Genomic DNA, 14151 nt, shown 5'->3' with positions numbered 1-14151 from the left:
CTAATCATCAATGGTTCTTTATCTTAGAATTTAATATTTTTTTAAGGTTCATTTAAGTTGCTTTTAATCGTATAACGGCATTTTTGTCTCAAAATTTAGAGAAATGAACAAAATTGCAGGACTGTTGGTGGTGATATCTTCCTTGTTTTCAGCACAGCAGCAAATGTCACTTTTGGAGTGTGAAAATGCCTTTCAGCAAAACAATCTTCAGCTTTTGGCGGAACAGTACAGCATAAATATGGCAGATGCCGATGTTTTGCAGGCTAAAATATGGGAACTTCCCCAAATAAGTGGTTACATCAACGGATATAACCCTGAAGGAAAACGTTTTTTAAATGTTAATAAAGCAAAAGGACTGGAAGTGAGCCAGCTCATCTATATGGGAGGCAAAAAAAAGAATGAAATTGCCTTCGCAAAATCTAATAAAGAATTAGCACAGCTTCAGTTTTCTCAGCTTCTTGTAGAATTGCGTACACAGCTTCGTACGAATTATTATAATCTTTATTACGAAAAACTCAAACTTGAAAATATCAACAAGCAGCTTGGGTATATGAATGATTTGCTGAAAGCGTATAAAATTCAGTCTGCAAAAGGAAATGTTTCTCTGAAAGATGAGGTTCGGTTACAAAGTATTGTGATTCAGTTGAATAATGATAAAGTTGAAATCAATAAAAATATTCTTGAATTCGAACAGAACCTGAAAGTTCTTACCGGAATTTCTGAAGGTGTAGAACCCGAAATTTCGGAGAACGAAGCTAAAGAAATTCTTGCATCACAACCTTTCGGCAACGAAGAAGATCTTAAAAGAAAAGCGATAGAAAACAACGCAGATTATCTTTTTGGATTGAAACTGATTGAAAATTCTCAATTATATGCCTTATGGCAAAAATCTTTAAATGTTCCCGATCTTACTGTGGGAGCCGAATACGATCAGGCTTCAGGAACTTTTAACAATGAAATTAATTTAAAAGTAGCAATTCCTCTGCCTCTTTGGAAAAGCAACAGAGGCAATGTAGAGAAAGCCAAATATGCCATTAAGCAAAATCAAAAAAATGCCGAATTCCAAAAACTTGATTTGGAGACCAAAGTTCAGGCTGCATACCAAATGTGGAAAAACCAGTTCGACCAGCTTGCTGAAATAAAATCTACCGACTTGGATAATCTTGATCTGGTTTATAACGGAATGCTGAAAAATTTCAGAAACGGAAATGTGAGTCTTATAGAATTTACAGATTTTATGGAAAGCTACCGCCAGACAGCACTTCAGATTTATGACATGAAAAATGAACTGATTCAGGCTGCCGAAAAACTTAAGCAATTAGTGCAAACCAAAATTTTCTATTAATATTTAAAATTAAGACGTATTGCGTCTAAAATAATTATCTACAATGAAAAAAATAATGATATCCTTAATTTCAGCATTATTGTTATGGTCATGCTCAAAACCGGAAATTGCAAAAATGCCTGATCCAAAAGGTTTTGAACTCAGTAATACTATGTTGGAATCTATTTCTACCGCAAAAGTAGAAAAAAGCCAAATAGAAGATTTTTACAGTTTTTACGGAAAAATTGCCGCTGATGCCAATTCTTACATTGATGTTTATCCTTTGGTTGGAGGAAATGTGATGAGTGTAAATGTAGAGCTGGGAGATTATGTTAAAAAAGGACAGGTTTTGGCAACAATAAGAAGTACAGAATTGGCAGAAATCCAGAAAGATGTTAGCGATGCGAAAACAGATCTTGTAGTTGCTAAAAATAATGTTCGGGTTGCCAAAGAAATGTATGAAGGAAAGCTTACTACAGAACGAGAAGTTTTGGAAGCTAAAAGCCAGCTTCAGAAAGCACAGGATCAGTTGCAGAGAGCAAGCGCGGTAAGTACGGTTTATAATGTTAAAAATGGCAATATTTATAGCGTTTTAGCACCTATTAGCGGATATATTGTCCATAAAGACATCAATAAAGATATGCAGTTGAGAAGCGACCGGAGCGAAAATATTTTTGATGTTGCCAATACTACAAATGTTTGGGCAATCATGAATGTTAACGAATCGGATATAGATAAAATCAGTTTAGGAATGCCGGCTCAGGTATCTACACTTTCTTATCCCGATAAAATTTTTGATGGTAAAATTGATAAAATATTCAAAATTATAGATCCAAAAACCAATGCAATGCAGGCCAGAGTGGTATTGGATAATGCCAATGGTTTACTGATTCCCGACAGTAAGGCAACAATAAAAGTTTCAAAATCTGAAAATAAAATGGCACTTTCTATTCCGTCTAAGGCTGTTATTTTTGATGATGACCGAAATTACGTAGTTGTTTTTAAATCCAGAACAGATGTAAGAATCAAAGAAATTCAGGTTTTGAAACAGGCTGGAGATATCACCTATATTTCAGAGGGCGTTCAAGAAGGAGAAAATGTAATTACCAATAATCAGCTTTTAATTTACAGATCATTGAAAAATTAATATTTTACCAATTGTAATGCCTTTTTATATGGTTTTAATTAAATAATTCAGCTTAAAATTTCATTTTCTTTTTGATTTTTAATCATTAGATACAATTAATATCAGTTTTTAAAACAAAACTAAAATCTGATACCAAACATCTTTCAAATGAATAAGTTTATAAAAAATATCATCTCGTTTTCACTTAAAAATAAGGCTTTCACATTTATTTGGGTTGGTATTTTGGCGATCGCGGGATTCATAAGTTTCAAAAATATGCCCATTGAAGCTTTTCCGGATGTAACCAATACCCAAATTGTTATTATTACCCAATGGGAAGGCAGAAGTGCAGAGGAAGTGGAACGTTTTGTTACCACTCCCATAGAATTGGCGATGAGTCCGGTTCAGAAAAAAACCAGTGTGAGAAGCACAACAATGTTCGGACTTTCGATTGTGAAAATTCTTTTTGATGACGGCGTAGACGATACATTTGCCAGAAATATGGTGAATAACCAACTTCGAAATGTAAGTCTTCCGGAAGGTATAGATCCTGAAGTTCAGCCGCCTTATGGACCGACCGGAGAAATTTTCAGATATACCTTAGAAAGCAAAACAAAAGATTCTCGGGAGCTTTTAACGTTGCAAAACTGGGTGGTAGACCGAGCTCTTCGGGGAGTTCCCGGAGTAGCAGATATTAATGTTTTTGGAGGTCAGGAAAAAGTTTTTGAGTTGAGTACCGACCCGAGAGCATTGGATAAATATGGCTTAACACCTCTCGAAGTATATGAAGCTGTTACCAAAAGCAATCTGAATGTAGGTGGAGATATTATTGAGAAAAACGGACAGGCGTATGTAGTGAGAGGAATCGGGCTCGTGCAGTCTGCGGATGATATTGGCAATATTACTATTCATAACGATAACGGAAATCCTATTTTGGTAAAAAATGTGGCGGAAGTGCACGAAAGTTCTTTACCAAGAGTGGGACAAGCGGGACTTAATAAACATGAAGATACCGTAGAAGGTATCGTTGTAATGAGAAAAGGGGAGAACCCAAGAGAAGTTCTGGTTGGTGTGAAAGATAAGATAAAGGAGCTGAATGAAAAAATTCTTCCTAAAGATGTAAAAATGGTCACTTTTTACGATCGAGACAATCTTATGGACTTTACTACCGAAACGGTAATGCATAATTTGCTGGAAGGAATTGTTTTAGTAACCGTAATCGTGTTAATTTTTATGGCAGACTGGAGAACAACACTTATTGTTTCCATCATCATTCCTCTCTCTTTGCTTTTCGCTTTTTTATGCTTAAAAATGGCAGGGATGAGTGCCAATCTTTTATCTCTAGGAGCTGTAGATTTCGGGATTATTATTGATGGAGCGGTCGTCATGGTTGAAGGGATTTTTGTAATGCTCGATCATAAAGCTAAAAAATATGGTGAAGAAAGATTCAATAAATTAGCTAAAGCAGGTTGGATTAAGCAGACAGGAACAGGCTTAGGGAAAGCAATTTTCTTTTCGAAATTAATTATTATTACTTCGCTGATTCCCATTTTTTCGTTTCAGAAAGTGGAAGGTAAAATGTTTTCTCCATTAGCATTTACACTCGGTTTTGCATTAATGGGAGCCCTTATCTTTACCCTCACATTGGTTCCTGTACTTACTCATTTGCTTTTAAATAAAAACGTAAGGGAAAAAAATAATCCATTTGTTAATTTTTGGGATAGAATTGTTTTAAGAGGGTTTCAGTTTACATTCAAAAATAAAAAGCTCAGCTTAATGGTTGCAATTGGCTTTATGGTGGTAAGTCTTTTTTCTGCTAAATTTTTAGGAACTGAATTTTTACCGCAGCTTAATGAAGGCTCACTTTGGATTACTGCCGAAATGCCGATGAGTTCTTCATTAAAAGAATCTCTAAAAACAGCCGATATTTTGAAAAAAGATATTATGAGTGTTCCCGAAGTTACCGATGTTTTGTCTCAAACAGGACGAAGTAATGACGGAACCGATCCCAATGGATTTGGATTTGTACAGTTTGCCGTTAATTTGAAACCTAAAAACGAGTGGAAACGTAAAATTAATTACGAACAGCTCATTGAGGATATTGATAAAAAGCTAAGAAACTATCAGGGAATAACGTTCAATTATTCACAGCCCATTTCAGATAACGTTGCAGAAGCAGTTGCCGGTTTTAAAGCTGAAAACGGAATTAAAATATATGGTGATAATCTTCAGACATTAGATGAGTTGGCCGAAAAAGTTTTAAAATCAATAAAAAATGTAGATGGAGTACGAGATGCGGGAATTATTAAAAATATCGGTCAGCCAGAAGTAAATGTAGTTTGGGACAGAAATAAAATGGCGGCATACGGCGTGATGCCCGAAGATGCACAAACTGTTCTGGAGATGGCTTTTGGAGGAAAGACTGCTTCCGAAATGTATGACGGAGAAAGAAAATTTCCAATAAGACTGAGATATTCTGAAGAGTACAGAAAAGACGAAAATGATATTGCATCATTAATGATTCCGACACAGGACGGAACCATGATTCCCCTGAAAGAAGTTGCCAATATTGAGAAAAATAACGGGGCTGCTTTCATTTACCGCGATGATATCAAAAGATATATTGGAGTAAAATTTTCCATCCGAGATCGAGATTTGGGCGGGACAATTTCCGATGCGCAGAAAGAAGTTGATAAAATAACTTTACCAGAAGGATACAAAATTGGCTGGACGGGTCAGTTTGAAAACCAGCAAAGGGCAACAAAAAGACTTACTCAGGTGGTTCCAATAAGTATTTTGGGAATATTTTTTCTGTTGTTCATTCTTTTCGGGAACATGAAAGATTCTCTTTTGGTATTGGCAAACGTACCTTTTGCTCTCATAGGGGGAATTATCGCACTTCACATCACCCACATGAATTTTGGAATTTCTGCAGGTGTTGGAATGATTGCTTTACTCGGAATCTGCATACAGAATGGCGTAATTCTCATCACAGAGTTTCATCAGAATGTTAAAAATGGTCTGTCGCTGGACAATTCGATTTTAAATGGAGTGAAATCGCGTACGAGACCAGTTATTATGACTGCATTAATGGCATCCATAGGGCTTATGCCGGCGGCATTATCTACGGGAATTGGCTCAGAATCTCAAAAACCTTTGGCAATTGTAATTATTGGTGGGCTGATTACGGCTACGGTTCTTACCCTTCTTATTTTTCCTGTTATTTTCTGGATTTTTAACCGCAGCAAAAAATCTGAAATTATTTAGAATGATGAAATTAACTAATAAAAACTGGGTGCAGTTACATCCATTTCGCACCACTTTATAATAGGCCTGTTAGAATTATTTTTATTAAAACGTTTTTTATTATCGTTAAAATGAAGTTAATTAGAACATATAGTGAAGAAAATCATTACTGATTTTAGAACTGCAATTTTTTTTATCATATTTTTTGTTTAAATTTGCAGTTCTGTTTACAGAAATGATGAGGTTTGTAACTTTACTGGGTTTGAATATTAAACTTTTTTCGATAAAAAGATTTTGGTATATAAAAATTCATTATATTTGCACACCGAAAATTTGAATAAAACAATAAAATAAATAATTTAAATCATGGCAAAGGAAACGTTTAATCGTAACAAACCACACTTGAACATTGGTACTATTGGTCACGTTGACCATGGTAAAACTACACTTACTGCAGCTATTTCTGCTGTATTAGCTAGTAAGGGTCTTGCTGAGAAAAAAGACTTCTCTGCGATTGACTCTGCTCCAGAAGAAAAAGAAAGAGGTATCACTATTAATACTGCTCACATCGAGTACGAAACTGCTAACAGACACTATGCTCACGTTGACTGTCCAGGTCACGCGGATTACGTAAAGAACATGGTAACTGGTGCTGCTCAGATGGATGGAGCTATCTTAGTATGTGCTGCAACTGATGGACCAATGCCTCAAACTAGAGAGCACATCCTTCTTTGCCGTCAGGTAAACGTACCAAGAATCGTTGTTTTCATGAACAAAGTGGATATGGTGGATGATGCTGAGCTTTTAGAGCTTGTTGAATTAGAACTTAGAGATTTATTATCTACTTACGAATATGATGGAGATAACTCTCCAGTAATCCAAGGGTCTGCTCTTGGTGCTCTTACTGCAGCAACTGAAGGTAACTCTGATGATAAGTGGTTCAAAACTGTTGAAGAATTAATGGATGCAGTTGATACTTGGATCGAGCAGCCTGTAAGAGATCAGGATAAGCCATTCTTGATGCCAATTGAAGACGTATTCTCTATTACAGGTAGAGGTACTGTAGCAACAGGTAGAATCGAGGCTGGTGTTATCAATACTGGTGATCCAGTTGATATCGTTGGTATGGGTGATGAAAAATTAACTTCTACAATTACAGGGGTTGAGATGTTCAGAAAAATCCTAGACAGAGGTGAAGCTGGTGATAACGTAGGTCTATTGTTGAGAGGTATTGAAAAAACTGACATCAAGAGAGGTATGGTTATCGCTAAGAAAGATTCTGTTAAACCACACAAAAAATTCAAAGCTGAGGTTTATATCCTTTCTAAAGAAGAAGGTGGACGTCACACTCCATTCCACAACAAATACCGTCCTCAGTTCTATGTAAGAACTACTGACGTTACAGGTGAGATCTTCTTACCAGAAGGTGTAGAAATGGTAATGCCTGGTGATAACTTAACTATTACAGTAGAATTGTTACAACCAATCGCTCTTAACGAGGGTCTTAGATTCGCGATCAGAGAAGGTGGTAGAACAGTAGGTGCTGGTCAGGTTACTGAAATCATCGAGTAATTAATTAAAATACAAAAAGCTTCCGTAAGGAAAGTCTTACGGAAGCTTTTAATCTACGGGCATCGTCCAATGGTAGGATACCGGTCTCCAACACCGTTGATCAGGGTTCGAATCCTTGTGCCCGTGCAAATATAAATTATGAGTTCATTTGTCGATTTTTTAAAAGGTTCTTATAACGAATTCAGACATAAAGTTGAATGGCCAAAATGGGCAGATTTGCAGTCTTCTACAATCGTAGTAACTGTAGCTACTGTAATTTTGTCTCTTTTTACTTTCGGAGTTGATGAATTGTTTTCTAAAGCAATCAGCAACATTATAGGAATTTTGATCAACAGCTTCAACTAATAAAAGATATTTTCCATAATGAGCGAATTGAAATGGTATGTGCTGAAAGCGATCAGCGGACAGGAAAATAAAGTGAAAAACTATATTGAGACAGAAATCAAACGTTTAGGGTTTGAGCAGTATGTAACTCAGGTAGTTATTCCTATGGAAAAGGTTATTCAGCTTAGAAATGGGAAAAAAGTGCCAAAAGAAAAGCCATATTATCCTGGTTATCTAATGGTAGAAGCAGATTTAATGGGAGAAATTCCTCACATCATTAAGAATATTCCTGGTGTTATTTCTTTCTTAAGCCTTACTAAAGGAGGAGATCCTGTACCGATGAGAAAATCTGAGGTTAACAGAATGCTGGGCAGAATGGATGAACTTTCTGAATTTGCTACAGATGCAGAAATTCCGTTCATAGTAGGTGAAAATGTTAAGGTTGTTGATGGACCTTTCAACGGCTTCAACGGAACTGTAGAAAAAATTCTTGAGGATAAAAAGAAAATTGAAGTTTCAGTTTTAATTTTCGGAAGAAAAACTCCAATGGAATTAAGCTATATGCAAGTAGAAAAAGTATAACTTTTACTTATAAATAATAGAAAAACCGTTCAGAATATGAACGGTTTTTTTATTGCTTGAATTTCATGGTTTTTGAAGTTCAGTTAAAAACGTGAATTCAAGACTAGTATTTATAAAACGCAGAGCTAAACAAAGAGCTTTGATAAAGTAAATATTGCTTCGTTTACCTTTGCGTTTAAATAATGATTACGTATTTTAAAATCAGTAATTTAAAATCTATCTTATCCAGTACTCAAGTTAAATACATTATTCCTATAGTTATAAACCACTATATTTTAATAAAGAAATTTCAGCCTAAAAGAAACAAATTTTTCAATCTCAATAGAATTCTCGTGCTATTAATTAATCTTTGATAATCTTACTCACTATCTTTTCTTTCGTCTGGGTTTCTGCTTTCAAAATGTATATTCCATTCGGTAACTCAGAAAGATTAATATCATTTCCATTATCTTTTTTAATTAAGAGTCTGCCCTCTATTGTGAAAATTGCGATATCAGTTAGTTTCTCAGAGAAAAATAGTTTATTTTTAACCGGATTTGGATAAAGGGATAATTGAGTTTTTGTGCTTTCAGATGTAGAAAGAGGATCACATTCCGCATCGAAATAATCACCTGTTATAATCCAGCTTTTATTGGTTATAAGATTATTTCGTGATGCAGTTGCTTGTGTTGTAGAATATTTCAGTCCCGAAGCGCCTAAAGATAAATTAGAAGGTGTTAGATTGTTTGCAGACCATCCTTGAAGGGTTGAGTTATAATTGCTGCAAGATAAACCAGAAAGATCAAGCATTGAAGTAAGTTGCACTACGGAGCTCAAGTTTAAAAAACCTAAATTTTGGTTGAAAGATGATGCTTGTTTAAACATCATTCTCATATCGTTTACAGAAGAAGTGTTCCAATTCGTTAATGGTCTGTTAAATACCGGTGCATTACTAAACATAGAAAACATATTGGTAACGTTAGAGGTATTCCAACTTCCTATGGGTTGATTAAAAAGCAATGCTCCAAAAAACATATGGCTCATGTCGGTAACAAGTGAAGTATTCCAGTTGCCTATGGGTTGATTGAACTTTGCGGCATTGGCAAACATATCTTTCATGTTGGTAACCAATGAAGTATTCCAGTTAGAAATCGGCTGATTGAAGCTGTCGGTTTCCCTAAACATAGCAGACATATCGGTAACCAAAGATGTATTCCAGTTGTTGATGGGTTGATTAAATGATTCTGTGTTGAGAAACATAGCCTGCATATTGGTAACTTTAGATGTATCCCAATTCTGAATTGGTTGGTTAAACATTTTACTACTAGAAAAAAGATAACTCATATTGGTAACCTTAGAAGTATCCCAATTCTCAATAGGTTGGTTAAAAACTTCTGTATCAGAGAAAAGTGCAGACATATTGGTAACTCTAGAGGTATTCCAATTAGATAAAGGTTGGTTAAATATAAGATTATTGAAAAATACTCCCGACATATCCTGAACATTTGAGGTGTCCCAAACTCCTACAGGTTGATTAAATGAATTACACCCGCCAAACATATATGAAATATTTACAGCATTAGACATATTCCAATTATTAACAGGCTGGTTAAATAAATAGGTGTTTGTAAAGCATTGAGAGAAATTGGTTACATTAGAAACATTCCAATTTCCAAATGTGATATTTCCAACTAAAGAATTGCAGTCGAAAAACATCCCATTCATATTGTTTAGTTGTGTAAGGTTAGGCAAATCTGTAGCGGTCACATCCATATTATTACAAAAATGAAAAGCCCTTTCCATACTAGACCATGCAATATCTCCCCATTGTTTTATATTGATAATTTTATGGCTGTCTCCTCTGTAAATAAGAGTAGGAGCATAGAAGCATATTCTGTGGAAATTTCCGCTGCCCTGCCTAACTTTTAGTTCATAAGTGGCATTTGTGGGAATGGGATTTAAAGCATTCCCAAAATCAATGAGCAAAGGTACATTAAGAGCAGAAGTTACATTGTTAATTGTTGCATTATGCGCAGGATATCCCACTTCCTCCCAATAAATTGTATAGTTATTTCCCACACCAGGAAAATAGATTTGGGTAGAAGTACTTTGTGATGGTATAATGCCGGTATTGCTTGGTTTCCATACTGTGATGAATTCATTCTGAGCCTTCAAAAATGATGTTGAAGAAAAGATGAACATCAAAAATATAAAGTAATGTTTCATAAATTATTGTTTGGTAAGTAAATTTATGAAAAAATAAAAAGTAAATCTTTCTAAAAATCAACTCATTCCGTTTGCTATTTCAAAAATATTTTATAATTTTGCAGTCCGAAAAGTAGGATTATCTAATGTGAGAATGGATAACCTGCTGAATAATAATGCTTCCAAACTCATTAATTATTCAAATTTAAAAAATAAAAAATGGCTAAAAAAGTCTTTAAAATGGTAAAGCTTCAGGTGAAAGGTGGCGCAGCTAACCCTTCTCCACCAGTAGGTCCAGCTTTGGGTTCTGCAGGTGTGAACATCATGGAGTTTTGTAAACAATTTAACGGAAGAACTCAAGATAAGCCAGGACAAGTTTTACCTGTAGTAATTACAGTGTACGAAGACAAATCTTTTGAATTCGTAATTAAAACTCCTCCTGCAGCAATCCAGTTGATGGATGCGGCTAAAATCAAGGGTGGATCCGGAGAACCAAACAGAAACAAAGTAGGTGCTGTATCTTGGGATCAGGTAAAAAAGATCGCTGAAGATAAAATGAGTGACCTAAACTGCTTCACTATGGAGTCTGCTGTTTCTATGGTTGCAGGTACTGCAAGATCTATGGGATTAAGAGTAACAGGAACTAAACCAACTTTTAACGCTTAAAACTTAAAGAAATGGCAAAATTAACTAAGAAGCAAAAGGAAGCTTTAAGCAAAGTAGAAAAAGGAAGAATCTATAACCTTGAAGAAGGTGCAGCTCTTGTAAAAGAAGTAAATACTGCAAAGTTTGATGCTTCTGTAGATATCGCTGTAAGATTAGGAGTAGATCCAAGAAAAGCAAACCAAATGGTAAGAGGTGTTGTATCTCTTCCTCACGGAACTGGTAAAGATGTTAAAGTTTTGGCTTTAGTAACTCCAGATAAAGAAGCAGAAGCTAAAGAAGCTGGTGCTGATTATGTAGGTCTTGATGAGTATTTACAAAAAATAAAAGATGGTTGGACAGATGTTGACGTTATCGTTACTATGCCGGCTGTTATGGGTAAATTAGGACCATTGGGTAGAGTATTAGGACCAAGAGGTTTAATGCCAAACCCAAAATCAGGTACTGTAACAATGGAAATTGGTAAAGCAGTAACTGAAGTGAAAGCTGGTAAAATAGATTTCAAAGTAGACAAATACGGTATTATCCACGCTGGTATTGGTAAAGTATCTTTCGATGCTGCTAAAATCAAAGAAAATGCTCAGGAATTGATTTCTACTTTAATCAAAATGAAACCAACTGCAGCTAAAGGAACTTACGTGAAGTCTATTTATTTGTCTTCTACAATGAGTCCTGGTATTGCAATCGATACTAAATCTGTTAACTAATTATAAATCCTAAGACAATGACAAAAGACCAAAAAGTTGTAGCAATACAAGAGATCAAAGATTTGCTTCAGGATGCAAAAGTAGTTTACGTAGCAGATCTAGAAGGTTTGAACGCTGCTAAATCTTCTGACTTCAGAAGACAGGCTTTCAAGCAAAATATCAAAGTAAAAGTAGTAAAAAATACACTTTTGCAAAAAGCAATGGAACAAATGGAAGGAGTAGATTACTCTGAAATGTTCCCTACTTTTAAAGGAAACTCTGCTATTTTAATTTCTGAAACAGCAAACGCTCCTGCAAAATTAATTCAAGGATTCAGAAAGAAAGAAGAGAAACCAGCATTGAAGTCTGCTTATCTTCAGGAAACTTTCTATGTTGGTGACGAGAACTTAGGTGCACTTGCAAACATTAAGTCTAGAGAAGAAATGATCGGTGAAATCATCGGATTGCTTCAGTCTCCAATTCAGAGAGTTGTTTCTGCTCTTCAAAACAAATCTGAAACTGTAGAAGCTAAAGCTGAAGAAGCTGCTCCTGCGGTAGAAGAAACTCCAGCTGTAGAAGGAGAAGCTCCAGCTGCTGAATAATTACACTCAAAAAATTAAATAAATAATCAACAAAAAACATTACAACAATGTCAGATTTAAAAAATTTAGCTGAAACGCTAGTAAACTTAACAGTAAAAGACGTAAACGAATTAGCTGCTATCCTTAAGGATGAGTACGGAATTGAGCCAGCTGCTGCTGCTGTAGTAGTTGCTGCAGGTGGTGCAGGTGATGCTGCTGAAGAAAAAACTGAATTCGATGTAATTCTTAAGTCTGCAGGTGCTTCTAAATTAGCTATCGTTAAATTGGTAAAAGATTTAACTGGTGCTGGTCTTAAAGAAGCTAAAGATATCGTAGATGGTGCTCCTGCTCCAATCAAAACTGGTATCTCTAAAGACGAAGCAGAAGCTCTTAAAAAACAACTTGAAGAAGCTGGTGCTGAAGTAGAATTGAAATAATTACTGTTACAGCAATTAATATAAATGCTATCCATTTTTGGATAGCATTTTTTTTGGATAATAAATAGCAAATTATTTAAAACAGAATGTGCTAGTTCTATATTTAACTGTTGTAGTAATTTTTCATCAAACAGCTACAACAGTTTTGTCTTTATGTCTTTAACGATTACTCTAAAAAATATTTCCATGAAAAAAATAATCTATACTGTTTTAATTCTTATTTCTTTTGTTTGTTTTGGTCAGGACAGTTTAAAAGTAAGTAGTTGTGGAAAAGATTTAAAGACCTTTTATTTAAATATGGGTGTTCTTCATAAATGGCAGTCGGGGCAACATGTAAATTGGTTAACTGGAGAGCCTGATGATCCCAATGCAGTATCCGGGATAAGAACACATTGCAGTGCTTTTGTAGCTGCCGCATGCAAACGTCGCGGAATATATATTTTAAGACCACCTGAACATAGACAGGAGTTATTGGCTAATGCACAGTTCAAATGGTTAAATTCTGAACAGGCAAGTGATTTTGGATGGCACCGTATCAATGAAAATATCCTATATGAAGCACAACAAAGAGCCAATGAAGGATATGTTGTTGTGGTCTGTGCCCAAAATCAGGATGTCCATAAGCCTGGTCATATCGCTTTGGTAATGCCTTCGGATTTGTCTAAGGAGCAAATTCAGGAGAATGGGCCGGTGTTAATACAATCATCTACTAAAAATTCTGTAGATGGTCTGTTTAGAAATTCATTTCGTCATCATATCATTAATTGGGACTCTTCTACCGATGAAGTTATTTTTTATTATAATGATAAAAAAACTTGTATTGATAATTAATTTTAAATTTATCTACCACATTTTTCGTAAATGATTTATAGATATTATTTCTTTATGTTTTTAATGATTGTATCTTATCATTAAATTTATTTTATTCATAAGTTAAATTTTATTTAAATATGATGTGGTATCTCATTTCATATATTAATTTTAGTAATTTAATTTCAAAAAATAGCCTTTATTATTTTTAAATTGTTAATTTTGTGCATTGCATAGCTTTTGTTTAAAAAGTTTAATAAAATACAATGTAAAGCATTTTATGTTATGCTCAAGTTGATATAAGAGATTGTCTTTTGTTTGTTGTTTAAGATTAATGTAGGTTTTTTCTAATAACAGAGAAAAAATATTATTAAGACATCGTGAGAGTATAATTAATTAAAATGTTAATTATAACCGATAAATATACATTTTCAGTTGTTAAAGAACTTAATGTCTAATGCTTATTAATATAATTTAAAAAAGTGAAAAAAATATCTATTCTTTTAATGATATTATTAGGCTGTTTTGCCTATGCACAATCAGGTTGTCCAACCGAATTAACTCCAGTTTACAAAAATGACTTTGGTACTGGAAATACAACAACTTCAGACTCCTA

12 protein-coding genes and 1 tRNA gene are annotated in these 14151 nt (G+C 34.6%); 12 read left to right on the top strand and 1 reads right to left on the bottom strand.

Annotated elements, in window-relative coordinates:
* Positions 1–103: 103 nt before the first annotated feature.
* The 7 genes from MTP08_RS12085 to nusG all read left to right on the top strand — a co-directional run bounded on the left by MTP08_RS12085 (position 104) and on the right by nusG (position 8174).
* Complete coding sequence (locus tag MTP08_RS12085; RefSeq protein ID WP_243576165.1) at positions 104–1345, top strand: TolC family protein; 1242 nt, start codon at positions 104–106, stop codon at positions 1343–1345.
* Between the two features lie 43 nt (positions 1346–1388).
* Complete coding sequence (locus MTP08_RS12080) at positions 1389–2471, top strand: efflux RND transporter periplasmic adaptor subunit (protein WP_209390830.1); 1083 nt, start codon at positions 1389–1391, stop codon at positions 2469–2471.
* A gap of 147 nt (positions 2472–2618) precedes the next feature.
* Complete coding sequence (locus MTP08_RS12075) at positions 2619–5717, top strand: efflux RND transporter permease subunit (protein ID WP_243576164.1); 3099 nt, start codon at positions 2619–2621, stop codon at positions 5715–5717.
* A gap of 345 nt (positions 5718–6062) precedes the next feature.
* A complete protein-coding gene (tuf, locus tag MTP08_RS12070) occupies positions 6063–7268 on the top strand; it encodes an elongation factor Tu (RefSeq protein WP_209390828.1) in 1206 nt (401 codons plus the stop codon).
* Positions 7269–7323: 55 nt separating this feature from the next.
* A tRNA-Trp gene (locus tag MTP08_RS12065) sits at positions 7324–7394 on the top strand.
* Between the two features lie 12 nt (positions 7395–7406).
* Positions 7407–7613, top strand: coding sequence for a preprotein translocase subunit SecE (gene secE, locus MTP08_RS12060; RefSeq protein WP_089745513.1), 207 nt, complete (start codon positions 7407–7409; stop codon positions 7611–7613).
* A gap of 18 nt (positions 7614–7631) precedes the next feature.
* Complete coding sequence (gene nusG, locus MTP08_RS12055) at positions 7632–8174, top strand: transcription termination/antitermination protein NusG (protein WP_209390827.1); 543 nt, start codon at positions 7632–7634, stop codon at positions 8172–8174.
* Between the two features lie 342 nt (positions 8175–8516).
* Here the strand turns inward: nusG and MTP08_RS12050 are convergent, their stop codons facing one another.
* Entirely contained in the window at positions 8517–10379 is a 1863-nt protein-coding gene (locus MTP08_RS12050; RefSeq protein ID WP_243576163.1) for a BspA family leucine-rich repeat surface protein, read from the bottom strand.
* A gap of 198 nt (positions 10380–10577) precedes the next feature.
* Here MTP08_RS12050 and rplK point away from each other — a divergent pair, with 198 nt between their 5' ends.
* From rplK to MTP08_RS12025, 5 genes are all read left to right on the top strand, one after another.
* Entirely contained in the window at positions 10578–11024 is a 447-nt protein-coding gene (gene rplK / locus MTP08_RS12045; RefSeq protein ID WP_066437433.1) for a 50S ribosomal protein L11, read from the top strand.
* Positions 11025–11035: 11 nt separating this feature from the next.
* The gene (rplA, locus tag MTP08_RS12040; RefSeq protein ID WP_243576162.1) at positions 11036–11728 is read left to right on the top strand and encodes a 50S ribosomal protein L1; all 693 of its coding nucleotides are present in this window, start codon (positions 11036–11038) and stop codon (positions 11726–11728) included.
* A gap of 17 nt (positions 11729–11745) precedes the next feature.
* Positions 11746–12309 (top strand): 50S ribosomal protein L10, encoded by a 564-nt coding sequence (gene rplJ / locus MTP08_RS12035; RefSeq protein ID WP_243576161.1) that lies wholly within the window; start codon positions 11746–11748, stop codon positions 12307–12309.
* Positions 12310–12356: 47 nt separating this feature from the next.
* On the top strand, positions 12357–12725 hold the full coding sequence (gene rplL, locus MTP08_RS12030) for a 50S ribosomal protein L7/L12 (RefSeq protein WP_062697387.1): 369 nt from the start codon (positions 12357–12359) through the stop codon (positions 12723–12725).
* A gap of 186 nt (positions 12726–12911) precedes the next feature.
* Positions 12912–13556 carry a hypothetical protein gene (locus MTP08_RS12025; protein ID WP_243576160.1) on the top strand — a complete coding sequence of 215 codons (645 nt, stop codon included), beginning with the start codon at positions 12912–12914 and terminating at the stop codon, positions 13554–13556.
* Positions 13557–14151 lie beyond the last annotated feature (595 nt).

The sequence above is a fragment of the Chryseobacterium oryzae genome, from assembly GCF_022811665.1.
Lineage (GTDB): Bacteria > Bacteroidota > Bacteroidia > Flavobacteriales > Weeksellaceae > Chryseobacterium > Chryseobacterium oryzae.
The sequence above is the reverse complement of the archived record's forward strand: the minus strand, read 5'-3'. Positions and strand labels throughout refer to the sequence as shown.